Annotated in this window: 24 protein-coding genes; 16 read left to right on the plus strand and 8 right to left on the minus strand. The window is 55.2% G+C overall.

Annotated elements, in window-relative coordinates:
* Positions 1–73: 73 nt before the first annotated feature.
* Positions 74–2,092: a sigma-54-dependent Fis family transcriptional regulator gene (locus AC3CHX_RS22710; RefSeq protein ID WP_488630248.1), complete on the minus strand. Its 2,019-nt coding sequence runs from the start codon at positions 2,090–2,092 to the stop codon at positions 74–76.
* Positions 2,093–2,574: 482 nt separating this feature from the next.
* Between AC3CHX_RS22710 and AC3CHX_RS22715 the strand changes: the two genes are divergently transcribed.
* From AC3CHX_RS22715 to AC3CHX_RS22750, 8 genes are all read left to right on the plus strand, one after another.
* On the plus strand, positions 2,575–4,665 hold the full coding sequence (locus AC3CHX_RS22715; RefSeq protein ID WP_488630249.1) for a 3-hydroxyacyl-CoA dehydrogenase NAD-binding domain-containing protein: 2,091 nt from the start codon (positions 2,575–2,577) through the stop codon (positions 4,663–4,665).
* 439 nt (positions 4,666–5,104) lie between these two features.
* A complete protein-coding gene (locus tag AC3CHX_RS22720) occupies positions 5,105–5,305 on the plus strand; it encodes a hypothetical protein (RefSeq protein ID WP_488630250.1) in 201 nt (66 codons plus the stop codon).
* A 182-nt stretch (positions 5,306–5,487) separates the two neighbouring features.
* Positions 5,488–5,739 carry a GlsB/YeaQ/YmgE family stress response membrane protein gene (locus tag AC3CHX_RS22725; RefSeq protein WP_488630251.1) on the plus strand — a complete coding sequence of 84 codons (252 nt, stop codon included), beginning with the start codon at positions 5,488–5,490 and terminating at the stop codon, positions 5,737–5,739.
* Positions 5,740–5,960: 221 nt separating this feature from the next.
* Positions 5,961–6,167 carry a hypothetical protein gene (locus AC3CHX_RS22730; protein WP_488630252.1) on the plus strand — a complete coding sequence of 69 codons (207 nt, stop codon included), beginning with the start codon at positions 5,961–5,963 and terminating at the stop codon, positions 6,165–6,167.
* 683 nt (positions 6,168–6,850) lie between these two features.
* Entirely contained in the window at positions 6,851–7,723 is an 873-nt protein-coding gene (locus tag AC3CHX_RS22735) for a hypothetical protein (protein WP_488630253.1), read from the plus strand.
* A gap of 84 nt (positions 7,724–7,807) precedes the next feature.
* Positions 7,808–8,617, plus strand: a complete 810-nt coding sequence (locus AC3CHX_RS22740) for a histidine kinase (RefSeq protein WP_488630254.1) — start codon at positions 7,808–7,810, stop codon at positions 8,615–8,617.
* 53 nt (positions 8,618–8,670) lie between these two features.
* The gene (locus AC3CHX_RS22745; RefSeq protein WP_488630255.1) at positions 8,671–8,943 is read left to right on the plus strand and encodes a transposase; all 273 of its coding nucleotides are present in this window, start codon (positions 8,671–8,673) and stop codon (positions 8,941–8,943) included.
* 348 nt (positions 8,944–9,291) lie between these two features.
* Complete coding sequence (locus AC3CHX_RS22750) at positions 9,292–10,329, plus strand: GlxA family transcriptional regulator (RefSeq protein WP_488630256.1); 1,038 nt, start codon at positions 9,292–9,294, stop codon at positions 10,327–10,329.
* Between the two features lie 111 nt (positions 10,330–10,440).
* On the opposite strand, the gene AC3CHX_RS22755 is transcribed toward AC3CHX_RS22750, so the two are convergent.
* The 7 genes from AC3CHX_RS22755 to AC3CHX_RS22785 form a co-directional block, all read right to left on the minus strand.
* Positions 10,441–11,184 carry a transporter gene (locus AC3CHX_RS22755; protein ID WP_488630257.1) on the minus strand — a complete coding sequence of 248 codons (744 nt, stop codon included), beginning with the start codon at positions 11,182–11,184 and terminating at the stop codon, positions 10,441–10,443.
* Positions 11,185–11,758: 574 nt separating this feature from the next.
* Entirely contained in the window at positions 11,759–12,760 is a 1,002-nt protein-coding gene (locus AC3CHX_RS22760) for a class 1 fructose-bisphosphatase (protein WP_488630258.1), read from the minus strand.
* Positions 12,761–12,779: 19 nt separating this feature from the next.
* The gene (pepN, locus tag AC3CHX_RS22765) at positions 12,780–15,488 is read right to left on the minus strand and encodes an aminopeptidase N (protein WP_488630259.1); all 2,709 of its coding nucleotides are present in this window, start codon (positions 15,486–15,488) and stop codon (positions 12,780–12,782) included.
* 201 nt (positions 15,489–15,689) lie between these two features.
* The gene (locus AC3CHX_RS22770) at positions 15,690–15,869 is read right to left on the minus strand and encodes a hypothetical protein (protein WP_488630260.1); all 180 of its coding nucleotides are present in this window, start codon (positions 15,867–15,869) and stop codon (positions 15,690–15,692) included.
* 28 nt (positions 15,870–15,897) lie between these two features.
* Positions 15,898–16,872, minus strand: coding sequence for a quinone oxidoreductase family protein (locus AC3CHX_RS22775; protein WP_488644902.1), 975 nt, complete (start codon positions 16,870–16,872; stop codon positions 15,898–15,900).
* A 36-nt stretch (positions 16,873–16,908) separates the two neighbouring features.
* The gene (locus AC3CHX_RS22780; RefSeq protein WP_488630261.1) at positions 16,909–17,688 is read right to left on the minus strand and encodes an SDR family oxidoreductase; all 780 of its coding nucleotides are present in this window, start codon (positions 17,686–17,688) and stop codon (positions 16,909–16,911) included.
* A gap of 6 nt (positions 17,689–17,694) precedes the next feature.
* Entirely contained in the window at positions 17,695–18,606 is a 912-nt protein-coding gene (locus AC3CHX_RS22785; RefSeq protein WP_488630262.1) for a DMT family transporter, read from the minus strand.
* Between the two features lie 316 nt (positions 18,607–18,922).
* Between AC3CHX_RS22785 and AC3CHX_RS22790 the strand changes: the two genes are divergently transcribed.
* The 8 genes from AC3CHX_RS22790 to rng all read left to right on the plus strand — a co-directional run bounded on the left by AC3CHX_RS22790 (position 18,923) and on the right by rng (position 26,235).
* The gene (locus AC3CHX_RS22790; protein ID WP_488630263.1) at positions 18,923–19,654 is read left to right on the plus strand and encodes a YebC/PmpR family DNA-binding transcriptional regulator; all 732 of its coding nucleotides are present in this window, start codon (positions 18,923–18,925) and stop codon (positions 19,652–19,654) included.
* A gap of 38 nt (positions 19,655–19,692) precedes the next feature.
* Positions 19,693–20,967 (plus strand): phosphoribosylamine--glycine ligase, encoded by a 1,275-nt coding sequence (gene purD / locus AC3CHX_RS22795; protein WP_488630264.1) that lies wholly within the window; start codon positions 19,693–19,695, stop codon positions 20,965–20,967.
* 314 nt (positions 20,968–21,281) lie between these two features.
* On the plus strand, positions 21,282–22,217 hold the full coding sequence (hemF, locus tag AC3CHX_RS22800) for an oxygen-dependent coproporphyrinogen oxidase (protein WP_488630265.1): 936 nt from the start codon (positions 21,282–21,284) through the stop codon (positions 22,215–22,217).
* A 1-nt stretch (position 22,218) separates the two neighbouring features.
* Positions 22,219–22,887: a nicotinate-nucleotide adenylyltransferase gene (locus AC3CHX_RS22805; RefSeq protein ID WP_488630266.1), complete on the plus strand. Its 669-nt coding sequence runs from the start codon at positions 22,219–22,221 to the stop codon at positions 22,885–22,887.
* The gene (gene rsfS / locus AC3CHX_RS22810) at positions 22,888–23,544 is read left to right on the plus strand and encodes a ribosome silencing factor (RefSeq protein ID WP_488630267.1); all 657 of its coding nucleotides are present in this window, start codon (positions 22,888–22,890) and stop codon (positions 23,542–23,544) included. It begins immediately after the preceding gene.
* Between the two features lie 12 nt (positions 23,545–23,556).
* Positions 23,557–24,027 (plus strand): 23S rRNA (pseudouridine(1915)-N(3))-methyltransferase RlmH, encoded by a 471-nt coding sequence (gene rlmH / locus AC3CHX_RS22815; protein WP_488630268.1) that lies wholly within the window; start codon positions 23,557–23,559, stop codon positions 24,025–24,027.
* A gap of 112 nt (positions 24,028–24,139) precedes the next feature.
* Positions 24,140–24,760, plus strand: coding sequence for a Maf family protein (locus AC3CHX_RS22820; RefSeq protein ID WP_488644903.1), 621 nt, complete (start codon positions 24,140–24,142; stop codon positions 24,758–24,760).
* Positions 24,757–26,235 carry a ribonuclease G gene (gene rng, locus AC3CHX_RS22825; protein WP_488630269.1) on the plus strand — a complete coding sequence of 493 codons (1,479 nt, stop codon included), beginning with the start codon at positions 24,757–24,759 and terminating at the stop codon, positions 26,233–26,235. Before AC3CHX_RS22820 ends, rng begins: the two co-directional genes overlap by 4 nt.
* Positions 26,236–26,366 lie beyond the last annotated feature (131 nt).

Raw genomic sequence — 26,366 nt, forward strand, 5'->3', positions numbered from 1 at the left:
CGAGTAAGCAGCATGCGCTAAAGTAGTTGCGAATTCAACGACGCGCGCCCCGCAAAGGCAGCGGTTTTGACTATCAGTCATCACCGACACGCAACTTGCGATACACCGTATTGCGCGACACTCCCAACGCCTTGGCGGTAGCCGAAACATTGCCGCCATGCGCCTCCAGCGTCTGCCGTATCGTCGACAATTCCACATCCTCAAGACGCACCGACATCACCTCCGCTGCCGGCACAGCGGCGATGGCCGCCGTATCGCTGGCAACCACCGGCGCCCGCTCAACCGCATCAATGTCCTCCAGAAAATCATCCGGCAAATGTTCCCGCCGAATCTGTCCGTCACCATCCGCCATCACGACGGCGGTGCGCAACAGATTGGTCAGTTGCCGGAAATTTCCCGGCCACTTGTGACGCCGGAACAACGCCATAATCTCAGCCGCCACCGTATAACAAGCCTCGCCGTTGGCCTCCGCCAGCAACAATTTGTTGACGATGATGTCGAGGTCGGTCCGCTCGCGCAGCGCCGGCAGTTTCACCACCAGCCCGTTCAGGCGGTAATACAAGTCTTCTCGGAAGGTATTGCCGGCAATCATCTCGCGCAAATTACGATTGGTGGCACAGATCAGTGCAACATTGACCGGAATCGATTTGCTGCTACCGAGCGGCGTCACCATGCGCTCCTGCAACACCCGCAACAAGCGCGCTTGCAGACTCAATGGCATGTCGCCGATTTCATCCAGAAACAAGGTGCCGCCGTTAGCCTGCAAAATTTTCCCGATGGCGCCTTTTTTGCGCGCACCGGTAAACGCACCGTCTTCGTAGCCGAACAATTCCGACTCGATCAGCGTCTCGGGAATCGAGGCGCAATTGACGGCAATAAAAGGTCCCTGTGTCCGCGGCGAATCGTTATGGATAGCTTGCGCCAGCAACTCCTTGCCGGTGCCGGTTTCGCCGGTAATCAAAATCGGGATATCGCGTCCAATAACCTTATCGAGCTTGCCGATCAATGCTGCCATTTGCGGATCGCCGGTGTTCAGATAACGCAAGCTGGACAGGCGGCGTGGCGCTTTTGTCGATGCCGCGGAGTCGCCCGAAGTCGGCAGCGCATCCGTCTCGGAAGTATCGTCCGAGCTATCGCGCACATGCTGAAATACGCTTTTCGACAGCCGTAGCTCTGCCCGTGCGTACACCCGTACGCCGCTGTGCAGGCAAAGATTCAGCAAACCCGGCGCAGCTGTCCGGTAATGGTCGAATAACGTGGATACAGGCAAACCGAATAGCGAACTGAACGTGTGCGTTTGGAGCGCTGTCTTGGGTAAGCCGAGTTGGAACAAGGCACTCCGATTGGCCGACAGAAAGCGGCCGGCCGGCGTAAAACAGGCGATCCCTTCGACCAGCGTACCGATAAATTCCGGACGACTGTGAAAATGCAAGGTGATCGCATTTCCAAAGGCTGCTGTGAACACCTGATTCTCAATCATCTGTGCCGACATGCGCACCAGAGCCATCGTGTGCTTGTGATAACTGCCACGATCGCCACTGACATCCAGCACTCCAAGAATATTCCCCTGATGGTCATAAATCGGCGCCGCCGAACAGGTCAGAAAATCATTCGCCTCCAAATAGTGTGCATCCGCATGCACCGTGGTCGGCACTCCCTCGGCAATCGCGGTACCGATCGCATTCGTGCCTTTGCTTTGCTCCGACCAGGTAATGCCGGGATTCAATGCGACCCGATTGGCCTTGACCAGAAAATCATCATCGCCCAGCGTGCGCACTATCATGCCATTGGCATCGGTCAGGATCACCATGTTATGGGTATTCATGATCTGTTCGTAGAGCGTCTCCATCACCGGTAATGCGTAGGTATGCAGGATACGGTTCTGTTCCAGTAATAACGACAACTCACCTTTGGCAAGCGGATTGATTTCCAGCTTGTCGTTGCGCACCAGGCCGAAGGCCTGCGAACGTTGATGGGATTTCTGAATAATCTCGGCGGCGTCGCCGCTGCCGACACTGATCGCGCAATACGGCGGCTCCACGAGGATTGACGCCGGCGCGTGGCCAGCACCATCAAAAGGAATCCGATTCATACCATCTCCTTACAGCCCTTCAAGGGCGGATTGTATTTTTGGTGTTGCATTTTGTGACAATCAATGTAGCACCCCCGGATCGCGGATGCAAAAGCTGAACTGTTACGACGCTCGCTTGGCAATGTCGTTAGCACAACAATGGCGGAATAAAGGAAGCCCGATACTGGTTAGTCAGGCAATCAACCGATTTGATTCAACTACTTGCTGAAAAAGATGGAATGTACCGGTGTTGTATTTTCAGCGATTCATCAACCGCATCGTGCGGACGTTGCCGCAAAGACCAGAAAGCACTCCCCAAGGGCAAGCTCCCTATCAATTAGAGTCATGCGTCAACATAGGCATCATTCGTTTGATTAATTGTATGGACACGATTAAGCTCGATTACCGAAAAAACAGGATCGTAACCGCCAGGCTATCCGCTGCTGCATTGTTACTCCACCAATTTTTAACCAGATATACACACTCCAGGTAAAGGAACAGACATGACCGCTGAATACCAACTCCATGACACCGTCGCCGTCATCACGCTGAACAACCCGCCGGTCAATGGCCTGGGACTGGCCACGCGCACGGCCGTGGTGGATGGCATCAAAAAAGCACTCAGCGACGACGCGGTCAAAGCGATTGTTATCACGGGTGCCGGTAAAGCGTTTTCAGGCGGCGCCGACATCAAGGAATTCAATACACCGAAAGTAGGCGCAGAACCGTCGTTACACACGCTGATCAGCGTCGTCGAAAACGCCGGTAAGCCTGTGATCGCGGCGATCCATAGCGTCTGTATGGGCGGCGGTCTGGAGCTCGCGCTCGGCTGTCACTATCGGGTCGTCACGCCAACCGCGCAAATGGCGTTGCCGGAAGTCAAACTGGGGCTGTTGCCCGGTGCCGGCGGTACCCAGCGCTTACCGCGTGTCGTGGGCCTCGAATTAGCCCTGAACATGATCGTCTCCGGCCAGCCGGTGGCAGCGGAAACACTGGCCAAGACCAAGCTGTTCGATGCGCTGATCGATGGTGATTTGAGCGGCGACTGGATGCCGCAAGTCCTTGCTTTCGCCAACCAGGTAGCCGACCTGCGGCCACTGCCGAAAGTACGTGACCTGAAAGTCGACTATCCGAATTACGAAGCTTTCCTGCAGTTCTCACGCAATACAGTCCAGGCGATGGCCGGACAGTTTCCGGCACCATTGAAATGTGTCGATGCCATCGAGGCTTCGATCACCAGAAAATTTGACGATGGCCTCCAGTACGAGCGCAGCTTATTTATCGAACTGGCACAAACCACCGCATCCAAAGCGCTCCGCCACGCCTTTTTCGGCGAACGCGCTGCCGGCAAAATTGCCGACGTTCCAGCCGATACAGCCACCCGCAGTATCAAGACCGCAGCCGTGATCGGTGCCGGCACGATGGGTGGCGGCATTGCGATGAACTTTGCCAACGCCGGGATTCCGGTAACGATACTGGAAACCACAGCGGAAGCATTGGAAAAAGGCCTGGCGACGATTCGCAAGAATTATGAAAACACGCTAAAAAAAGGCAAGCTGACGCAGGAGAAATTTGACCAGCGCGTCGCGTTGATCACAGGCACGCTGGAGTATGCGGAGATTAGTCAGGCGGACATCGTGATCGAGGCGGTATTTGAAGACATGGCAGTCAAAAAAACCGTCTTTCAAACGCTCGATGACGTCATGAAGCCGGGTGCGATTCTGGCCTCAAACACCTCAACGCTGAATCTCAACCAGATCGCCGCGTTCACCAGGCGGCCACAAGATGTGATCGGCACGCACTTCTTCAGCCCTGCCAACATCATGAAATTGCTGGAAGTCGTGCGCGGTGAAAAGACCGCCGGCGACGTGCTGGCCACCACGATGGCATTGTCTAAAAAACTCCGTAAAACCGCTGTCGTCTCCGGCGTCTGCGACGGCTTCATCGGCAACCGCATGATCGAACAATACGTACGTCAGGCCGGCTTCCTGCTGGATGAAGGCTGCCTGCCGGAACAAGTCGACCAGGCGCTCGAGCAGTTCGGCTGCGCGATGGGCCCGTTCCGCATGAGCGACCTCGCGGGTAACGATATCGGCTGGTATATTCGCAAACGCCGCGCCATTGAAGCGCCCGACCTCACTTACTCTAAAACCGCCGACCTGTTGTGTGAAATGGGCCGCTTCGGTCAAAAAACCGGTGCCGGCTGGTACGACTACAAGGCAGGAGACCGCAAAGCGTATCCATCCGCAGTAGTCAATCAAATGATCGAGAAATATTCCGCAGATACCGGTGTCGAACGGCGCCAAATCAGCGATCAGGAAATCGTCGAACGACTGGTGTACGCGCTGGTCAACGAGGCCGCACACATCCTCGAAGAAGGCATCGCGCAACGAGCATCCGACATCGACATGGTGTACCTGACCGGTTACGGTTTCCCGCTATTTCGTGGCGGCCCGCTGTTCTATGCCGACACGGTGGGCTTGCCGAACGTGATCATGGCCATCGAAAAATATGCACAAGGCCTGCATGGAGAAGCGTGGAAGACCGCGCCGTTGCTGGCCAGGCTCGCGGCGGAAAACAAGACGTTTAACTAGACATAATGTATTGACCTGCCACACCTCAATGCGCAGTCAAGCGGTCGGACTGCGCATGACCTTCTGCGCACAATCCCAGCCCATTTCCGCCAACGGCCGCGTCGTCTTCCCGGTCTCGCGCCTCCGCGCTGGATGCCGTCCCGTCAATCTGGACCAGCGCTCGACCTGACGCGCAAAATAATTTTCCGATGCACCTCGTCCGGACCGTCGGCCAGGCGCAACGCCCGCGCCCAGGCATAGGCCGGCGCAAGAATCGTTGTAAAACTGTACGGCGGCCGTCCAGCGCGGTGCGGGGAACAATTGCCGATTTCACTTGAGCGCTGCATCCTCTGGAAAGGGCTTCCTGAAGTCCTACACAAGAAAGTGACAATGTCGGACATCCGGATTGCCGATTTCCGTCTATGCTGTTCCCCACCATAGAGACAGGTACAAGCAAATCATGAACACGACCATCGTTAAAGAATACAAGGGCCAGCAAATTTATATCTATCCACATCCCAATACCACCGGCTGGTCGATCACGGTAAACCTGGAAAGCGGCATCGAGTGGGCGGACCAGGACACCATCGTAGGCACACTTGAAGAAATCGTTCAGGAAGGCGCCAAGCGCGGCCAGCAGCTGATTGACAATCGCTTGTGATGGGTGTTTATCGGGCAGTGCGCCAATTGGTGAAGCATAGCGCTACCAATCCGCCGTTTTTCCGGTTTTAAAAAATGTTTTAGCAAAAACGTCGGCGCGTGGCATGATGCGCAAAGATGCGCTCGGCCTCGTCGTTGCTTGACGCTGAATGAATGGGCATCGCCACTATGAAAGGAAATACCATGCAACATGGAATTCTCGCCTGGCTGCTTATCGGTGCCATTGCAGGCTGGCTCGCCGGCGTATTGGTGAAAGGCGGCGGCTTTGGCGTTCTGGTCGATATCATCGTCGGTATCGTCGGCGCATTTATCGGTGGCTGGCTGGCCGGCATCCTCGGCATCGGTGTCAGTGGCGGCATGATCGCGTCGATAGTCACTGCGACCATAGGCGCTATAGTCCTGCTGGTCATCTTGCGACTTATCAAGCGCGCATAGCAAAGTTCCTGACCTGAAAAAGCGGCAGCGCATTCAGCAGCTTTTAATTTGACGACTCGGACGCCCATGCGTACGAGTCGTTTTTCATTCTGCAGTAACGTAAATGCAGCGTTTGCCGAGTATCGGATAACCCGAACGTCCGCCCTTGCCAGTCGGAAAGTCGCTACAATCGGGCGCTAACCGCGTGCACGCGCCGTTGCGACCGTGATCGATTGGAATCCATGCCCGCCCCCGCCTACTTGTTCGCGTCCATGTTGTTTGGCATCATCGGCCTGGCCGCCTTCATGTACGGCAAAAAGCAGGTGCTCTGGCGGCCGCTGGTCATCGGCGTCGCCTTAATGGCTTACCCGTATTTCGTGACGCAGCTCTGGTGGCTGTACCTGATCGGCGCCGGCTTGTGTGCCGCTTTGTATCTGTGGCGCGACTGATGCGCAGTGGAGCGGGACTTACGCGCTGTGAGATGCGCAGCATTAACATCAAATTCCAAGCGAAATAATATGCGCCTTACTGCGCCACCAACATCCGGCGGGTGAGATCCTGCCCCAACCGCACCAGTCCCAGCGCAAATAAACGCTCGCCTTCTGGCGCTGTTCGACAAACATAACAGCCTGCTTCGTACCCCAAAAAACCTATTCCACAGCGATCAAGAGACTGAACGTCCCTCCGATACCCGGATAACGTTCTGTGGATGTCAGCAGCTGGCGGCTCGCCACATCTCAATGCCGCATGGAAATTGATCCAAAGCCGCCATCTTGGCTGTCCGTATTCGACAAGGTTTTGTCGTAAACACTGTTGCCAACAATTCTATGATCAAGACATCGCAACGTAAATCTCTCTCATCGTCGCATGAACCGACTCGATTTGATCTGCCGGCATATTCGGCTCTGATGCGTCGGAACGCGACATACGTGTTTGCACTACCAAAAAAAATTAAGCAGACGGTTTTTGTGCGGTGAAGATTTGCTGCCAGAAAACGATGGTGATGTGGCTTGCTGTCGCGCATCCTTCGTATATCTGTACAGCTTTTTCTATCAAATCTTGTCTGTTAATCGGGGCGTATATAGACAAGACGTTCAGGTGAATGACGCCCACACACACAGGAGAAGCAAAAATGAAAAAGCAAATTATTGCCGCATCCATAGCGTCACTGTTTGTCGTCACGGCATACGCCTGGGGACCAATCAACACCAGCGCCGCCAGCAACAGCAACGCCACCAGCACCGTTACCAGCACCATTACCAGCATCCCCACTAGCGCCGCAAGTGCAATTGCAACTGCCGGGGCTGGTGGGGCTGGTGGATCTGCTGCCAGCGGTGCTGCAACCGGTGGCGCCGCAACCGGTGGGGCCGTGACTGCCGGTGCGGCAACTCAAGTCAATGCCAGCGGCATCGCTAACACTGGCGGCAACTGGACCGGCGGCGGCGCGACCACATCAACGGGTGGTTCAACCAGCGCTGGAGCTACCACCGGCGCTGGCGCTGTCGGTGGCGCTGCTGCTGTCGGCGCCACTAGTGCTACCGGCGGTACCGGCGGCTCCGCTGTCGGCAATACCTATACAGCTGCACTGACGGCAAGCACTGGCGCAGCGTCCGCCAGTGCCAACCTTGGCGCTGGTGCTTCTTTCTCATCACTTAGCGCAACGGCTGTCCCAACTGCAAGTTCCAGCGGCGCAAACGGGAATACCAGTGGCGGCTCAGGCGGTGGCGGCACTGCCGTTGGCGGCGTGGCCAGTGGCGGTAGCGCCAACTCCACTACCACCGGCGACAGCCAATCCCAAAATGGCAATTCATTTGCGATCGGCGGAACTGTGGTATCCAGCACTGGCAGTGCAGACAGCTCCGTTAGCGGGAACACCAATACGGGTGGTGCGGCACTGTCCATTGTGTATGGTGGAAGCCCCACTAGTGGCCCGGCATCTGGCGGTGCCGGTGGCAACGGCGGCAATGCAGCTGCAACTGCAACTTCCGGCGCAGGCAACCACTAACCGACACGGGACTGCTACGCAAAGGGAATGGGGGGAGAGGAAACTTTCCCTCTCCTTTGCAAAGCAAAAAATAACGGAGAAGCCATGAAACACAAACTTCTAGGTATCCTGGTAGCCTCGATATTTATAGTACCAGTGTTGGCCGCCGCCCAGACAACGCCAACATCCTCATCAGCAGCAACTGCAAATGGCGGCGCCGGCGGGAGTGGCGGATCTGCTTCAGGTGGCGCGGCTACCGGTGGAACTGCAACCAACTCAGTTTCAGGTACCAGCGCCAATGGCAACAATTCAACAGTGAGCGTTTCCGTATCCCTGCCTACCCCAGCAGCATCCGGAACATCTGGTACGGGTACGGCAGCGTCAGCTGCCGCAACGCCTGCAGCCGTTGGCGACCCTGGCAGCAGCGCGTACAACACCAAAGGGACCGTTGAATACAGCGGCAGTTATTCGGTAAAGACCGCACCGCCGGTTACCGCACCGTCACTGACCACCACCTTGTCCGACACTTGCATGGGCTCAGTATCATTTGGCTTGTCATTTACCGGCTTTGGTGCGACCGGCGCTTCAACTATGGTGGATCAGGCGTGCGTACGCAGACTCGACGCCCGCGAATTTCGCGCCATGGGCCTCAATGACGTCGCTCTGGCGCTACTTTGCCAAAGCGATGCAAATCGGAAAGCGGTTGAGGCTACAGGACACGATTGCCCAGGCATGGTCAGACCCGCAGTGGCAACCAATACGGTCGTGCAGAAGAGTGCCGGCAACACCGCAAGTGCTCCTGGTAACGTCAGAGTCAGTAGTGTAAGTGAGCCCGATAGCGCCGAGGTCCGCGATCCGTACGTGCGTCGTCGCCTTGGTCTGGCGCCACTATCGGAGGAAACTGCATCGAAATAATCGCAGTCTAACCATAGCTGTGACCAAAAATAACTAAAGCACGAGGACATGCCATGAAGCGGACGCCACTTTCCCGCGATCGGATTGCTGCAGCTCTGAAACAGGAGGAGCTTGGTATGCCGGTAGCTGACGTAATTCGACAAGCCGGGATTACCGAACGGACCTTCCAGAGCTGGAAAAAGCAGTACGGTGGCCTTCAGGAGAATCCACAACGTATGAAATGTTTACAGGAAGAAAATGCCAAGCTGAAACAAATTGTCGCCGAGTTGACGCTTGAAAACTCCCGTCTCGAAGAAGCCCTGGAGGACAAACACATCCATCACTAATCGATTGCGTGCCTGGTCGACGACGTACGCCCCAGGCCGGATCTCGAACGAGGAGCAAGAGAACAGCAACATGCGCAAGGTCATCACGGCTGATAACAATTTTCCAGCGTAAGTAATTCAAAGGAACATTAATTTCATGTGGAAACTTTTACTGAATTCGGGCTATGAATAAAAAAATCGCTGACAGATTCAGCGCGCATGGGGGAATTTTTTAGATTTTTTTTCGCCTATTTTTGATATAGGTCAATGAGTGACCGTAGATTAGTAGCAGCATGAAAGATGTTGATTTATTAATGATAAATTGCTATCAGGCAATGTCAAATAGAATACTTGTCTTAGGGGAGCTTCATGGATATCGGGTGCTCAGACAGACTTGATGCGACGGCCGACAGTTGCGCAATCAAGCATATCGGCATTATGGTTTTCGATGGTGTGATACTCGCCGATGTGGTTGGCGCAGCCGATGTATTTGGGGTAGGCGACAAACTCATCTCAACTGTTTTCCCGGGAACCACGCGTTATCAGGTGTCAATCATGTCGATTTCGGGCGGCGTGATCATGTCCTCCGCCGCGCTGCAGATTTTGACGGCACCGCTTACCCAATTTGATGACTATCAGTTTGATACGCTGCTCATTGCCAGCGGCACCGGCAACTTCGACGCGTATCGCGATCCCGTTCTTATCGAATGGCTGCAAAAGAAGCGCCGCGATGTCCGCCGCATCGGCGCTATCTGTACTGGCGTATTCGTCATCGGCGCCGCTGGCTTTCTGAATAATCGGCGCGCCACTACCCACTGGGCGCTGATCGACAAACTGTCACGTGAATTTCCGGAAATCAACATCGATAGAGAAGCGCAAATCGCCGAAGACGACGACATTTTTACGTCGTGCGATGCAGGCATGGCGACCGATCTGGCTTTGCGTCTGTTGGAAAATGACCTGGGTCCTGCAGTGGCGCAACGTGTCGCACAAAATCTGGTGGTCTGCCAGCGACGTCGCGACACCTCACCGGCAATCGGTCCTGCGTCTCCTGCCGAGTCCGTCATCACAAGTAAAATTCGCAAGGCGTCGCTCTGGTTCGCGGAACATTTCAGAGATCCGGTTTCAGTGACCGATGCGGCCAATTTCGTTTTCATGAGTGAGCGCAACTTTGTGCGCCAGTTCAAGCGCGAGACCGGGCAAACACCGCACGACTTCCTGCTGAACCTGCGACTGGAGGCGGTTCGCCGGCAGCTGTCCGAGACCGATTTGCCGGTCGACAAAATAGCGCGGCGCTGCGGCCTGTTCAGCGGCGCACATGTAGCCAAATTATTCCGCGAACAGATGTGGCCCTCGCCCACTGAATATCGTAAAGGCATACGGCCATCGCAGGGCAACTCTGCGTAATGCCATTGCAGTATTGCATTCGCGCCAGAAGCGATCTGCAAAAAAGCCCGCATTGATGCGGGCTTTTTATTCTCGATTGATGGTTAGGCTCCAACATATTTGTCACAAAACTCAAAAATGCCACGTCACTCCAACACCCGCCTGATGATCTACCTCGGCACTATTCAATCCAAACTTGACACCAGCATCCAGGTCGACATTTTTATTCGGCGAGTAGATGACGCCGGTCAATACATAGGCTGGATTGACGGTGCTGGCGACATCAGGGTTGCGGGCAATCCCGATGTCGGCAACCGCTCGCCATTGCTGATTCAGGTGATATGCAACGGCAGCAGATGCGCGCCACAGAGTGCCCCTGTTCTCTTCCCGGTCTTCTGCCAATGCATAGCGCTTGACGTCGACGCCGAGATTCCCGTAAAGCGCCCATGACTCAGCATCATAAGTCCCAATCAGGGTCAGTGCCATACTGCTGCGACCTGTGCCCAAACCCTCGTTTTGATTACCGGTAGGCAGCACCAGCACCGGTTTGATAGCGAAGCTGCTTGGACCACTTTCATAAAAGCGCCATTTGACACCAAGTGAGGCATCATTTACGCCGTGCGGCGACGATGCTGTGACCGGTAGCTCGCCAAAAACATCGACGTTCGCAAGCAGGCCATAAGTGTAAGCAAAATCCGCTACGTGGCTGGCAACGCCCTTTTGCCGGGACCAGTCGGTGTTTGCTTCCAACTGCTGATTGCCAACGTCCTGCGTACCGGTATCGTCGGTGACAAGGGGATGGGCCGCGAAAGCTGACTGCAATAGCAGCAGCAGCGCCAGCCCGGCCAATGCGTGAATCTTTCTGAATAAAATCATTGGTCCTCGCCGACTACCCGACGCTTGTTCAAAGGTTGCGGCAAAATTATTTTTTATCATTTATTGCGTATCCTTGCTGTTGTTCCGCCAGGGAACTTGTCTATCGGAGCGGCCCACCGAACCTCCAGGCGGTCCAAAATTTCAGAAATGAGCCAAGAACGCCAAACTATAATTCCAAATGAGAATGATTTGCAATCATAAATTTCTGTAAGAAAATTCTTGGCAGAATTAATTCTCCTATGGTCTTGGTAGGAAGAAATCCCATTCATCGTTACCTCCCGCCCTGCACAGGAAAGCGCTGTGAGACTTGTTGACTTTTGACGCCCACCGCGAGCATGTACCTAGGCTCGGCAAGATACACAAAGCATGATGACAAACAGCGGAATTTTATTTTGAGTAGCGGAGGAATATCGGCTGAGACACCGTGCCGGTTACGTCCGGCACAGGCAGCGGACAAAGCTGCGTTTCGTGAACCAGCTATGTAGTGATGCCGTTCACGTCCCGCCGCAGGATAGATGGAGAGCCGCGACACCCGGCAACGCATCGCTCAGAAAAGCTCTCCCACCACAAAACATCACTCCTGATGATAGGCAGTAACCCGTTCCACCTCAGTCTTCGATCCCAGGAACACAGGCACGCGCTGATGCAATTTCTGCGGCTCAATATCCAGAATCGCCTGCTTGCCATCGGTCGCTGCGCCACCCGCCTGTTCCACTATCATCGCCATCGGATTGGCTTCGTACATCAGGCGCAATTTTCCCGGCATGCTGGTATCGCGTGAATCGGCTGGATACATGAAGATGCCGCCACGGTTGAGAATTCGGTGGACATCCGCGACCATGGACGCGATCCAGCGCATGTTGAAATCTTTTTTCAACGGGCCGCTGGTGCCTGCCAGCATTTCATTGACGTAGCGCGTCACCGGTGGATACCAGTGGCGCGTGTTGGACGCATTGATGGCGAACTCCTTGGTCTCGGCCGGGATCTGGATGTCGCGTTGGGTCAATACCCATGCACCCATTTCCCGATCCAGCGTGAAGCAGTGCACGCCATTGCCAGTGGTCAGCACCAGCATGGTTTGCGGGCCGTACACCGCATAGCCGGCGGCGACTTGCTGGCGGCCGGATTGCATGAAATCCTGTTCGGACGGTGTGATCATGCCGTCCGGTGCTTTCAGGACCGAGAAGATAGTACCGATGGAGACATTGACGTCGATGTTGCTGGAGCCGTCGAGTGGATCAAACAGCAACAGGTATTCGCCCTGCGGGTAGCGATTCGGAATCGGGTGGATGGTTTCCATTTCTTCGGATGCCATCGCTGCCAGATGGCCGCCCCACTCGTTCGCTTCGAGCAGGATTTCATTGGAAATGATATCCAGTTTCTTTTGCACTTCGCCTTGAACGTTTTCGCTATCGGCACTGCCCAGTACTTCGCCGAGCGCACCTTTGGCAACTGCGTGACTAATGGTTTTACAGGCACGGCCAACGACTTCGATCAGCAGACGCAGTTCGGAAGGAATGCTGTTGTTCAGACGTTGTTGTTCGATCAGATGTTGGGTGAGACTGACGCGTTTCATGATGTTCTTTCCTTGAAATTCAATTAGCGAGTGCTTTGGAAATGACTTCCAGCACATCTTTGGACAAATTCGGGGCGGCCACTACGCGCTGCAACGCACTGCGCATTTTTTCCTGCAATGCGGGAGCGTATTTACGCCAGCGATCCAGGTTACGCGCCAGGCGTGCAGCGACTTGTGGATTGACGCCGTCGAGCGCGATCACTTGATCGGCCCAGAAGGCATAGCCACTGCCGTCTGTGGCGTGGAAATTGGCTGGATTGCCACTGCAGAAACTGAAAATCAGGCTGCGTGCACGGTTTGGATTTTTTAGCGTGAAGGCGGGATGTTCCAGCAAGGCACGGACCGCGTTGACATCGGTAGTGCGCGCCATCGCCTGCAACGCGAACCACTTGTCGATGACCAATGCTTCCTGCTCAAAATCCTGGTAAAACTGCGCCAGCGCGGCGGCTGTTCCCGGTGCGCTGCTATTCGTCAGCGCGACCAATGCGGCGAAGCGATCCGTCATGTTATTGGCGTCGTCGTACTGCTGCTGCGCCAACCCGTGCGCCGCCGCATCGTCGCCTTCGATCAGATACGACAGCGCGACATTTTTCAGCGCACGCTTGCCAGCGGAAATAGCGTCGGGACTATAGACGTCGGGAGTTTGATTGGCGTGATAAGCGGCTAACAAATCGGTCTTCAGGGCCTGCGCCAGATTGCTACGCAAGAACTGACGCGCGGCGTGAATGGCTTGCGGATCGATGACTTCGGTTTGTTCGGCCAGCACGGTTTCCGATGGCAAGGTGATGGCCAGCTCCCGGAAAGCCGCGTCCAGCGTAGTGTCGTTCAAGGTTACACGGAAGGCCTGACCCAGTGCATCACTGTTGGATGCGGCGTTGCTCAGTACGTATTCCATCGGCGTGACATTACCGGCCTCGTTGGCGCTGTTTACCGCAGCGGTCAATGCCAGCAAGCTGCGGGTAGCAAGACGTTGACCGGCTTCCCAGCGGTTGAAGGGATCACTGTCGTGCGCCAGCAAGAATGCCAGCTCGGCGTCGGTGTAGTCGATATCGACGACAACCGGTGCGGAAAAATTGCGCAGGATCGATGGCACCGGCCGTTCTGCAACATCGACGAAGCGGAAAGTCTGCTGTGCTTTGGTCAGTTCCAGCACTCGGGTGGTAGCGCCCGCCTGGTCTTTGGTATCACCTTTCAAACGCAATGAAAGATCGCGGCCGCTGCTGTCGAGCAGGCCAACTGCAACCGGAATATGGAATGGCAGTTTCTTGGTCTGACCAGGTGTTGGCGGGCACGATTGCGACAAGCTGACTTCATAGGTTTTTTTAGTCGCGTCGTATGCCGTGTTGACCTGCACCCTTGGCGTTCCTGCCTGGCTGTACCAGCGTTCGAACTGGGTCAGATCGCGGCCATTGGCATCTACCATTGCCGCACGAAAATCATCGCAGGCAACGGCTTGTCCATCGTGCCGCTTGAAGTACAGATCCATACCTTTGCGAAACCCGTCGCGACCTACCAGGGTCTGGTACATGCGGACCACCTCAGCACCTTTTTCATAGATGGTGACGGTGTAGAAATTATTGATTTCCACATAGGCATCCGGGCGCACCGAATGCGCCATCGGGCCGGCATCTTCCGGAAATTGCGCCTGACGCAACACCCGCACATCGTCGATACGCTTGACCGCACGGCCGCTGTCGGTACCGACCATGTCAGCCGAGAACTCCTGATCGCGGAAAACGGTCAGGCCTTCCTTCAGCGACAACTGGAACCAGTCGCGGCAGGTCACCCGGTTCCCGGTCCAGTTGTGGAAATATTCGTGGCCAACTACCGCCTCGATATTCGCGTAATCAACATCGGTCGCCAGACGCGCGTTGGCCAGTACAAATTTGGTATTGAAGATGTTCAGGCCTTTGTTCTCCATCGCGCCCATGTTGAAATCGCCTACGGCAACGATCATGAAACGGTCCAGATCAAGCTCCAGGCCAAAACGCTCTTCATCCCAGCGGATACTGTTTTTCAGCGAGTCCATCGCGTGCTGGGTTTTGTCCAGATTGCCTTTTTCGACCCATACCTGCAGCAGCACTTCGCGACCGGATTGGAGTGTGTATTTTTCTTCCTGGCAAACCAGCTTGCCGGCTACCAGAGCGAACAAATAGGACGGCTTCTTGAACGGATCCTCCCATTTTGCATAGTGACGACCGTCGCCCAGATCGCCCTCTTCGATCAGATTGCCGTTCGACAGCAGTACCGGATATGCCTTCTTGTCGGCGCGCAGCATGACAGTGTACTTCGCCATCACATCCGGGCGATCCGGGAAATAAGTGATTTTGCGGAAACCTTCAGCCTCGCATTGGGTGAAAAAATTGCCATTGGAGACGTACAAGCCCATCAGCGAAGTATTTTTCTCCGGCTGCGTCAGCGTTTCGATTTCCAGCACAACTTTGGCCGGCGCGCTGGCAATCCGCAAAGACCCTGCATCCAGTTTGTATTGGCCAGGTTTGAGCTGCTTACCGTTCAAACGCAGCTGCACCAGTTCCAGCTCCTCGCCGAACAGCACGATCTCCTTGCCGGCGCCGGCCGGATTGCGGCGCATGACGATGCGGGTGGCAACCCGGGTCGCAGCCGGATCGAGATCGAACCCCAGATCAACCGTGTCGACCCAGTACGCGGGCGCGGTGTAATCCTTGCGATAAATGGTGGTCGGCGTGGAAGCTGTATCTTTGCGCATAGGAAGTAGTGGATTTAAGGAAAATCGTGGAAAGCACGATTCTACCAATCAACGGCGCATGCTTCATGGAATTTGGCGGAAAATTGCGGAACAGCGTATTTGCCGTCCGGCAAACAAAAAGGCTAATCGCACTCGTCACAACGGACGCGATTAACCTTTTTGCATGTACTGGAATCTAGCTGCAGATTTCGTATCGGCTCTTCAGGTATACAGCCACTCGCTGGCCATGGTAATGAAACCGATCAGAATCACCATCAGCACCAGCACGATCAGCAGTCGACCAAATTTTGGCGTGCCGTCGGTGCCGGTCGGCTGTTCTTCCGGATGATTCATCGGATTATCTTCGTTGACTATCTCTTGGCGGTTATTTTGGTCGCTCATGGCTTTTGCTTCAGTCTTAAACAGTTAATTAGGGGATCAGGATAGTGGAGCCGGTAGTTTTGCGCGCCTCCAGATCGATATGCGCCTGCGCCACATCTTTCAGCGCATAACGCTGATTGATTTCAATCTTGATTTTCTTGCTCTCGACCATCTGGAACAAGTCGGCGGCAGCGGCATCCAGATCCGCTCTTTTGGCGATGTAATTAGGCAGCGACGGGCGTGTAATGAACAGCGATCCGCGCGAGCCCAGTTCGTTCAGGCTGAACGGCGGTACCGGTCCGGAAGCATTGCCGAAGCTGACCATGGTGCCAAGAGGCGACAGACAATCCAGCGAGCCGATGAATGTGTCCTTGCCGACCGAATCAAACACCACCGGCACACCTGCACCATCAGTAATTTCCTTGACACGCTCAACAAAATTTTCAGTTTTCGAATTGATCACATGGCTACAGCCCGCAGCCAGGGCCAATGCGGCTTTTTCGTCGGAGCTGACGGTGCCGATCATCTTCACCCCAAGCGCGCGCGCCCACTGCGCGGCGATCAGACCGACACCACCGGCCGCTGCATGAAACAAGATGGTCTCGCCACCCTGTAGCGCAAAGGTCCGCCGGAACAAATACTGCACCGTCAAGCCTTGCAGCGTCATCGCGGCAGCAGTGTCAAAGGAAATAGTATCCGGCAACCTGACCAGCATCGCCGCCGGCATCACGCGCGCTTCTGAATAGGCGCCATTCGGACGACCGGCATAGGCGACGCGATCACCCGGCTTAAAGTCCTGAACATCCGGGCCGACTGCCTCGATCACACCGGCAGCCTCCTGTCCCAAACCCGCAGGTAACGCTTGCGGATACAAACCGCTGCGGAAATACACGTCGATAAAATTCAATCCGCACGCAGCGTGCCGGATCCTTACTTCACCCGGTCCCGGATCGCCGGGGTCGACGTCGACGTACTCCATCACCTCGGGGCCACCGGTCTTGTACATCCTGATCGCTTTTACCATCATTTTTCTCGCTTCGAAATAATGAGAATTCCTCTTTTAAAAGGTGCCAGGATAGGCGCCACCATCGAGCAAAATATTTTGTCCGGTCAGGTAACCGGCATGCGCACTGCACATGAATGCGCACACCGCACCAAATTCGGCGGCAGTTCCAAAACGCTTGGCCGGTATTTGCGCACTCCGCGCCTGCTGCACCTGTTCAATGCTGGTACCGGCGGCGGTGGCGGAAGCCGCTTGCATCGAACGCAAACGGTCGGTATCAAACGCCCCCGGCAACAGATTGTTAATCGTCACGTTATGCGCTACGGTCTTGCGCGCCAGTCCCGCAACGAATCCCGTAAGACCTGAGCGCGCGCCATTCGACAAACCGAGCACATCAATCGGTGCTTTGACGGCACTCGATGTGATATTCACGATGCGGCCAAAGCGACGCGAGATCATGCCATCGACGGTGGCCTTGATCAATTCAATCGGGGTCAGCATGTTGGCATCCAGCGCCTTGATCCAGTCGTCCCGCTGCCAGTCGCGAAAATCGCCCATCGGCGGACCGCCGGCATTGGTCACCAGAATATCCGGTTGCGGACAAGCGGCCAGTGCCTGGACACGCCCCTCCGGCGTAGTGATATCGCAGGCCACCGCGATCACGTTAACGCCATAGGCATCGCGCAGTTGTTGCGCGGTTTGTTCAAGTACGTCAGCAGTACGCGCCACCAATGTCAGGTTGACGCCGTCTGCCGCCAACGCTTCAGCACAGCCACGTCCCAACCCCTTGCTGGCGCCGCATACCAGCGCTTGCTTGCCACGAATTCCCAGATCCATATTTTCCTAAGCCTTCTTTTTCGAAATCAAATAAATGCCGGTCAACACCAGGGCAGTCCCGGCCAGTTGAATTCCAGTGACCGGCTCATGCAAAATTACCGCCGCCAGAAACAAGGTGGAAACCGGCCCCACCATGCCAGCCTGCGCAGAACTGGCCGGACCTATCCGCGCCACCGCGATCATTGTCAGAAAAACCGGCAACACCGTACACAGCACCGCATTCACGATCGACAACCCATACACTGCTGTCGGCTGGACCAGCACCGCCGCTGGCCGCAGCAGAAAAAATTGCACGATGCAGGCCACGCAAGAAACGCACATCGCATACGCCACCAGCCGCATCGCCCCAACCCGGCTCACCAGCTCACCCGACAACAATAAATACGACGAATAGCTGATCGCCGCACCCAACACCAGCGCGCTGCCCAGACCGATGTTGGCGCCACCCAGCCGGACATCATGCAAAAACACCAGCACGGTACCCAAATAAGAAAGCCCCAGCGCGCCCCACTCCAGCCAAGTCACGCGACGCCGATAAAAGAAAAACGACAGTAGCAAGACAAACGACGGCGTCAAAAACAAAATCAAGCGCTCCAGACCCGCAGATATGTATTGCAAGCCGAGAAAATCCAGAAAGCTGGACAGGTAATAACCAATCAACCCAAGCACCACGATCCGGATCCGATCGACATTCGACAAACGCAGCTCGGTCCGCGCCTTCCACAACGCCACCGCTGCAAACAACGGAAACGAAAACAGCATGCGAAACATGATCAGCGTCACCGCATCAACGTCATACCGATAAATCAGCTTGGCAACAATCGCCTTGGCGGAAAACAGCACCGCACCGACAATCCCGATTGCCAAGCCAGTGAGGAAAATCTTGCGGTCGACTGACTGCAGCGTAGTTGATGTCATGGTGGAATTGTAAATGGTATGAACGGATTGCGTTTTGGCTGGGTAAATTAACAAAATAGTCAGGCGCGCGCCGACATACTGACGGCAGCCAATCTAAGAGGTCGTTGAAGTTACCGCCGGATGAAAAGGGCCGCACTGAAATTGCCGAATAGGGCGGCTTGTCATGCGAAAAAAGCGGGAATACCTGTCCGAGCGCAACGCGTTGGCCTCCCCTTGCGCGAGTTTACAGTCTCAGCAAGGGATTCGTTTGGCAGGGGCAAGGTCAATGGTAAAATTGCGCTTTGATTATAGCTAACTACAGCAAGAAAGAACCATCATGGCTGGACACAGTAAATGGGCCAACATCAAGCATAAAAAGGCTGCCACAGATGCCAAACGCGGCAAAATCTGGACCCGCTTGATCAAAGAAATCACCGTCGCAGCCCGTATGGGCGGCAGTGACCCGGACACCAATCCACGGCTGCGACTGGCGATCGACAAAGCCGGCGATGCCAATATGCCGAAGGACAACGTGGTCCGCGCGACCCAGCGTGGTGCGGGCGAACTGGACGGCGTCAATTACGAAGAAGTCCGCTATGAAGGCTACGGCATCAACGGCGCCGCCATCATTGTGGATTGCATGACTGACAACAGAATCCGCACCGTGGCTGAAGTCCGCCATGCGTTTTCCAAGTTCGGCGGCAACATGGGCACCGAAGGTTCGGTCGCCTTCATGTTCAAACACTGCGGTCAGTTGTTGTTTGCCCCGGGGACCAACGAAGATGCGTTGATGGAAGCCGCGCTGGAAGCCGGTGCCGACGACGTCATTACCGACGAAGAAGGCGGCATCGAAGTACTCTGCGCACCATTCGATTTTCCGGCAGTCAAACAAACCCTTGAAAAAGCCGGCTTCAAGGCTGAAATGGCAGAAATCATCATGAAGCCTGCAACCGAAACGGTATTTTCCGGCGACGATGCGATCAAGATGCAAAAGCTGCTGGATGCGCTGGAAAATCTGGACGACGTCCAGGAAGTTTTCAGCAATGCCATTATCGAAGATCAGCAATAAATCATCAGCAACAATTAATGAGTATCAGCGGACATCCTATGAAAATTCTGGTAGTTGGCTCTGGTGGCCGTGAACATGCGCTGGCGTGGAAAATCGCCCAGTCGCCCCGTATCCAAACCGTCTTTCTTGCCCCTGGCAATGGCGGCACTGCGCTCGATTCGCGGCTACAAAATATTGACATCACCGACTACTCGGCACTGGCCGATTTTGTCGAGCAAGAGCATATTGCGTTAACCGTGGTCGGCCCGGAAACCCCGCTGGCGGGCGGCATCGTCAACGTATTCCGTGATCGCGGCCTGAAAATTTTCGGCCCGACCAAGGAAGCGGCGCAACTCGAAAGTTCGAAGGATTTTGCCAAAGCCTTCATGCAACGTCACCGTATTCCAACCGCTGACTACCAAACCTTCACCGATGTCGACGCCGCCCACCAGTACCTGGACCGCAAGGGTGCGCCGATTGTTATCAAGGCCGATGGCCTGGCGGCAGGTAAAGGCGTAGTCGTCGCCATGACGCCGGAAGAAGCGCATGCGGCGGTCGACATGATGCTGGCAGACAACAAATTCGGCGCGGCTGGCGCACGTGTGGTCATCGAAGACTTCCTGAACGGCGAAGAAGCCAGTTTCATCGTCATGGTCGACGGCAAAAATATTCTGCCACTCGCCACCAGCCAGGATCACAAACGCCTGAAGGACGATGACCAGGGACCGAATACCGGCGGCATGGGCGCTTATTCACCGGCGCCTATCGTGACGCCGGCAGTCCATGCGCGCGTCATGCGCGACATCATCACGCCGACCGTACAAGGCATGGCCAAGGACGGCATCCCGTTCACCGGCTTCCTGTATGCCGGCCTGATGATTGACGACAAGGGTATGCCGAAGACCATCGAGTTCAATTGCCGCATGGGCGATCCGGAAACACAGCCGATCATGGCGCGCCTGAAAACCGATCTGCTGATGGTAATGGAACATGCTGTCAGCAATTCTCTCGACACCGTCGAACTGGAATGGGATCGCCGCACCGCCTTGGGCGTCGTGATGGCTGCGGCGGGTTATCCGGATGCGCCGCGCAAGGACGATCTGATTACCGGCATCCCACCGGAAACGGCGGATACCGTAACCTTTCATGCCGGCACCACCCTGAGCGGGGATAAACTGACTACTTCCGGCGGTCGCGTGTTATGCGTGGTCGGCCTGGGCGACAGCGTCAAAGTCGCGCAAAAGCATGCATACAGCGTGGTCGACACAATACATTTCGGCGGCGCGCAATACCGCCGCGATATCGGCTGGCGCGCAATAAAGCGTCACAGTTAGCCATTGTCATTTCGAACGTAGCGAAAATCCTGTGTCACAAAGCCTTTTTGGTTGCTTCGGCGTGACATTGGTTCTATCAATTTTGAACAGATGCTTTTCCGTTTGAAAAAATGTCTTTTTGTAAATCAAAAGTACCGTATTGGCCATTTAGACCCGGCCGGCGTCGATATGGCTAGCGAATCAACTGCCCGATGCCATTCCGCTATCGTCGACCGCCCCGGCAAGGTACAATCCGTCCTACCCCGTGATTTCTGCGATGCGCACACCGATGCGCATTTTTTTTGCAATTTGTACGCCCTTTGTACGCTAACGTAATGACATCAAATACCCCATCCGCGATTGCGGTCAAATCCTACCTGCTTGATCTGCAGGCACGCATCGTCGCGGCGCTGGAACAGATCGACGGAAAATCGTTCGGCACCGATAGCTGGGAGCGCGCGGAAGGCGGCGGCGGCATCTCGCGCATCATCGAAGAAGGCAATGTGCTGGAACGTGGCGGCGTCGGTTTTTCGCACGTCATGGGGAAAACCCTGCCGCCGTCAGCTGCTGCCAATCGACCTGAAATCGCCGGACGCGAGTGGGAAGCGATGGGCGTGTCGCTAGTCATGCATCCGCGCAACCCGCATGCGCCCACGGTGCACATGAATGTACGCTTTTTTAGCGCGACGGCTGAGGGTCAGGAACCGATCTGGTGGTTTGGCGGCGGAATGGATCTGACTCCTTATTACGGCTCGGAAGAAGACACCCGGCATTTTCATCGCATTTGCCGGGATGCCCTGACACCGTTCGATACCGATGCGGATAAAAATACCGATCAGGCCTTGTACCCACGCTTCAAAAAATGGTGCGATGAATATTTTTACCTCAAGCATCGCCAGGAGCCGCGCGGTGTCGGCGGAATATTCTTTGACGATTTCAATCAATCCGGTTTCGATCAAAGCTTCGCCATGCTGCAAAGCGTCGGCAACGCTTTCATCCCTGCCTACATCCCGATTTTGGCGAGCCGCAAAGACACGCCGTTCACCGAACAGCAACGTGATTTTCAAGCTTATCGCCGTGGCCGCTATGTCGAATTCAATCTAGTGTATGATCGCGGCACTTTGTTCGGCTTGCAATCCGGGGGGCGCACGGAGTCGATCCTGATGTCAATGCCACCGCTAGTCAAGTGGCGCTACGACTGGCACCCCGCAGCCGGAAGTGCGGAAGCCAGGCTGTATTCGGACTTCCTGATTCATCGGGATTGGGTCTGACATGCGGCCCGCTCAGAGTCTACCTCGCTGCATCGCGGTACTTGGCGGCAGCTTTGACCCGGTTCACAACGGTCATGTGGCACTGGCAAAATACTTTGTGACATTGCTGGCACCCGACCTGTTACGTGTCATACCGACAGGTAATCCGTGGCAAAAGCACGGTCTGGAAGCCTGCGCAATGGATCGGGTCGAAATGGTTCGCCGTGCTTTCAGCGAACAAACCGTTGAGGTCACAATAGACCAGCAGGAAATCCAGCGACAAACAGCGACTTATACAATTGATACGCTGCAATCGTTACGGGCTGAACTGGGTCCGCTCGCATCCATCGTCTTTTTGATGGGCGCTGATCAGTTACAACATCTGAATACTTGGCAGGGTTGGGACAAACTGTTCAATTATGCGCATCTGGGAGTTGCCTCCCGGCCCGGCTTTGCGCTGGATGCATCACAGGTACCGCCCGAGGTCACGCGCGAATTTACGCGCCGCGCAGCGACCCCGGAGCAGATTCGCCAGAGTCCGCACGGTTTGACCTATCTGGCGGAAAATCTATTTGTAGACATATCAGCAACAGAAATTCGCGCCGCATTGCATGCCGGCAATAGACCAGATTCGCTGGTCCCGGCGGCAGTACTGGACTATATTGAACAACACCATCTTTATAAGAACTAAATGGAAATCAAAAAACTGCAAGGCCTCGTCATCGATGCCCTCGAAGACGTCAAAGCGCAAGAAATCCGCGTCTTCGATACCTCCCATCTGACCAGCCTGTTTGATCGCATCGTGGTCGCCTCGGGCACCTCCAATCGCCAGACCAAAGCGCTCGCCTCATCGGTACGCGACAAGGTCAAGGAAAGCGGCGGCAATATTCTCAGTGTCGAAGGCGAAGGTACTGGCGAATGGGTGCTGGTCGATCTGGGCGACATGGTGGTTCACATCATGCAACCTGCGATTCGTGCTTATTACCGTCTGGAAGAAATCTGGGGCGAAAAAGAAGTCAAGTTCGGCGCCGCCAAACGTGTTTCCCAACGCACTGCATCGGAAGCCGACGAAGCTGCCGCACCGAAAAAGGTTTCGCGCCACCTGGCAGCATCGCAAGCACTGGCTGCCGACGACGAAGCACCGAAAAAAGCACCTGCGCGCAAGAAACCGGTAAAAACGGATGGCGCCAAAAAAGCCGTCGGCAAGACCATCAAGGTCGCGGCATCGAAAAGCGTCACCACCAAAAATGCTGCGCACAAAGCCGCAACTGCGCCGAAGAAAGCGCCCGTAAGAAAAGCCCCAACCACTGCCAAGCGCGCGCCGGCCAAACCTAAAGACGCTGCGTAAGTCTGGCGTACCGTGCAGCTCATTATCGCTGCGGTCGGCCATAAAATGCCGACCTGGATCGAGACGGGATTCGGCGAGTATGCGAAGCGCATGCCGCCGGATTGCCGCATCGTCCTGAAAGAAATCAAACCGGTCGAACGCTCCGGCAGCAAGACCGCAGAAACGGCAATGGCGCTCGAACGCAGCCGGATCGAAGCAGTGTTGCCGAAAGGCGTACGTATCGTCGCCCTGGATGAGCGCGGCAAAGACCTCACTTCAGTGCAGCTATCGCAGCAACTAACGCAGTGGCAGCTCGACGGCCGCGACGTCGCCTTCATCATCGGCGGTGCCGATGGTCTTGATCCAGCCTTCAAGGCGAAGGCGGATACCTTGCTACGTATTTCCAGTTTGACACTGCCGCATGGCATGGTGCGGGTGTTACTGGCCGAGCAGCTTTATCGGGCCTGGTCAATTACTCAGAATCACCCTTATCATCGGGTATGAGTTCGGCAAAAAATGATGTAGATTAGGCTACCTGAATTCGCAGGCCAACTTGGAAAAACAACCAATAGTCAGTCCTGTTAACTGAGTAGAACTGACTATGACTACCCAAGCAATGAAAAACTCGAGTCAGAAAATCTATCTTGCATCGAAAAGTCCCCGCAGACGCGAATTGCTGCGGCAGATCGGCGTCGATTTTGAACTGCTGTTATTGCGCGAGAAGGCGCCACGCGGGCCAGACGTCAGCGAAGAAGTACTGGAACATGAGCTCCCGGCCGCTTATGTCGCGCGCGTCACCCTGGAAAAGGCTGTCTACGCGTTCCAGACCATGCATTGGCGCAGGCTGCCGGTGCGACCTATCCTGGCGGCCGATACCACCGTCACCATTGACGACGAGATACTCGGCAAACCGGCAGATATGGCCGAAGCAACTGCCATGCTCCAAAAACTGTCGGGACGTACCCATCAAGTGCTGACCAGTATCGTCGTCATGCACCAGGAACAGTCCTGGCAAGTCACGCAAACCTCGGAAGTCGTCTTTCAAACCCTGAGCGACCAAATGATCCGCGCTTATTGCGCCACTTCCGAGCCTTATGACAAAGCAGGCGCGTATGGCATTCAAGGCGGCGCAGCAGTCTTCATCGAACGCATCAACGGCAGTCATTCCGGCATCATGGGCTTACCCCTATTTGAGACTGCTCAACTACTACAACAGGCAGGCATCCGCATTCTATGAGCGAAGACATACTCGTCAACATCACCCCTCAGGAAACCCGCGTCGCCCTGATTTTCCAGGGCGCCGTGCAAGAACTGCATATCGAACGGACCTTGTCGCGCGGCCTTGCCGGCAATATCTATCTGGGTAAAGTGGTACGCGTACTACCCGGCATGCAATCCGCATTCATCGATATCGGACTGGAACGCGCCGCTTTTCTGCACGTCGCGGATATCTGGGAAGCCCGAGCGCGCGGGTCGGTGCCGACCGAGAGCCAGCCACCTATACAGACGCCGATTGAAAAACTGTTATTCGACGGCCAGTCGCTGATGGTGCAGGTGGTGAAAGATCCGATCGGCACCAAAGGCGCCCGTCTCTCCACCCAGATTTCAATCGCCGGTCGTATGCTGGTGTATCTGCCGCAAGATCGCCACATTGGCATTTCTCAGCGAATCGAGAATGAAGCCGAGCGAGAACTGTTGCGTACCAAGGTACAACAGCTGTTGCCCGCCGATGAAAAAGGCGGCTTCATCATCCGCACCATGGCCGAAGATGCGTCTGATACCGATCTGCAAATGGACATCGAATACCTGCGTAAAACCTGGTCCTCGATCACGCAACTGGCCAAGAGCCGCCCGGCGCCGCACTTGCTGCATCAGGATTTGAGCCTGGCGCAACGCGTATTGCGTGACTTTGTTGACGACCAAACCGCCAGTATCCAGGTCGATTCGCGCGAAAACTTTCTGAAACTGCAAGAGTTTGCCGCAGCCTACACGCCATCCGTGAATGCGCGCTTGATACATTACACCGGTGAAAGACCGTTATTTGACCTGTATGGCGTTGAAGAAGAAATTCTGAATGCATTGAGCCGTCGCGTACCGCTCAAATCCGGCGGCTATCTGATCGTCGATCAGACCGAAGCAATGACCACGATCGACGTGAATACCGGCAGCTTCGTGAATGGCCGCAATTTTGACGACACCATCTTCAAAACCAATCTGGAAGCCGCGCACGCTATCGCCCGCCAACTCCGATTGCGCAACCTGGGCGGCATCATCATTCTCGACTTCATCGATATGGAAAATGTCGAGCATAAGACAGCGGTATTGTCCGAGTTGAACAAAGCCCTGTTGCGCGACCGCACCAAGAAATCGGTGTCTGATTTTTCGGCGCTAGGCCTGGTCGAGATGACCCGCAAGCGAACGCGCGAATCGTTGGCACATATCCTGTGTGAGCCATGCCCTGTCTGCGACGGCAAGGGACAAGTCAAAACCGCCCGCACCATTTGCTACGAAATTCTGCGCGAAGTACTGCGCGAAGCCAAACAATTCAATCCCCGCGAATTCCGGATTCTGGCATCGCAGGTGGTCGTCGACATGTTTCTTGAGGAAGAGTCGCAACATCTGGCAATGCTGGGCGATTTCATCCGCAAACCGATTTCATTGCAGGTCGAAACGGTGTATCCGCAGGAGCAATACGACATTATTTTGATGTAATTTAATTTACCATTTAAATTCAATAACTTAACATTAAAAATACTAGATATATACTATTAGCTACAAAGCTAGCTACACAAATATTTTAGACGATCTTAGACAAATTAGCGTTCGCTCGATGGTCAATATCA

The organism is Glaciimonas sp. OK215 (assembly GCF_057787885.1).

Coding starts and splice junctions, on each gene's coding strand:
- AC3CHX_RS22710 (WP_488630248.1), bottom strand. CDS start 2,092: ATGAATCGGATTCCTTTTGATGGTGCTGGCCACGCGCCGGCGTCAATC.
- AC3CHX_RS22715 (WP_488630249.1), top strand. CDS start 2,575: ATGACCGCTGAATACCAACTCCATGACACCGTCGCCGTCATCACGCTG.
- AC3CHX_RS22720 (WP_488630250.1), top strand. CDS start 5,105: ATGAACACGACCATCGTTAAAGAATACAAGGGCCAGCAAATTTATATC.
- AC3CHX_RS22725 (WP_488630251.1), top strand. CDS start 5,488: ATGCAACATGGAATTCTCGCCTGGCTGCTTATCGGTGCCATTGCAGGC.
- AC3CHX_RS22730 (WP_488630252.1), top strand. CDS start 5,961: ATGCCCGCCCCCGCCTACTTGTTCGCGTCCATGTTGTTTGGCATCATC.
- AC3CHX_RS22735 (WP_488630253.1), top strand. CDS start 6,851: ATGAAAAAGCAAATTATTGCCGCATCCATAGCGTCACTGTTTGTCGTC.
- AC3CHX_RS22740 (WP_488630254.1), top strand. CDS start 7,808: ATGAAACACAAACTTCTAGGTATCCTGGTAGCCTCGATATTTATAGTA.
- AC3CHX_RS22745 (WP_488630255.1), top strand. CDS start 8,671: ATGAAGCGGACGCCACTTTCCCGCGATCGGATTGCTGCAGCTCTGAAA.
- AC3CHX_RS22750 (WP_488630256.1), top strand. CDS start 9,292: ATGGATATCGGGTGCTCAGACAGACTTGATGCGACGGCCGACAGTTGC.
- AC3CHX_RS22755 (WP_488630257.1), bottom strand. CDS start 11,184: ATGATTTTATTCAGAAAGATTCACGCATTGGCCGGGCTGGCGCTGCTG.
- AC3CHX_RS22760 (WP_488630258.1), bottom strand. CDS start 12,760: ATGAAACGCGTCAGTCTCACCCAACATCTGATCGAACAACAACGTCTG.
- pepN (WP_488630259.1), bottom strand. CDS start 15,488: ATGCGCAAAGATACAGCTTCCACGCCGACCACCATTTATCGCAAGGAT.
- AC3CHX_RS22770 (WP_488630260.1), bottom strand. CDS start 15,869: ATGAGCGACCAAAATAACCGCCAAGAGATAGTCAACGAAGATAATCCG.
- AC3CHX_RS22775 (WP_488644902.1), bottom strand. CDS start 16,872: ATGGTAAAAGCGATCAGGATGTACAAGACCGGTGGCCCCGAGGTGATG.
- AC3CHX_RS22780 (WP_488630261.1), bottom strand. CDS start 17,688: ATGGATCTGGGAATTCGTGGCAAGCAAGCGCTGGTATGCGGCGCCAGC.
- AC3CHX_RS22785 (WP_488630262.1), bottom strand. CDS start 18,606: ATGACATCAACTACGCTGCAGTCAGTCGACCGCAAGATTTTCCTCACT.
- AC3CHX_RS22790 (WP_488630263.1), top strand. CDS start 18,923: ATGGCTGGACACAGTAAATGGGCCAACATCAAGCATAAAAAGGCTGCC.
- purD (WP_488630264.1), top strand. CDS start 19,693: ATGAAAATTCTGGTAGTTGGCTCTGGTGGCCGTGAACATGCGCTGGCG.
- hemF (WP_488630265.1), top strand. CDS start 21,282: ATGACATCAAATACCCCATCCGCGATTGCGGTCAAATCCTACCTGCTT.
- AC3CHX_RS22805 (WP_488630266.1), top strand. CDS start 22,219: ATGCGGCCCGCTCAGAGTCTACCTCGCTGCATCGCGGTACTTGGCGGC.
- rsfS (WP_488630267.1), top strand. CDS start 22,888: ATGGAAATCAAAAAACTGCAAGGCCTCGTCATCGATGCCCTCGAAGAC.
- AC3CHX_RS22820 (WP_488644903.1), top strand. CDS start 24,140: ATGAAAAACTCGAGTCAGAAAATCTATCTTGCATCGAAAAGTCCCCGC.
- rng (WP_488630269.1), top strand. CDS start 24,757: ATGAGCGAAGACATACTCGTCAACATCACCCCTCAGGAAACCCGCGTC.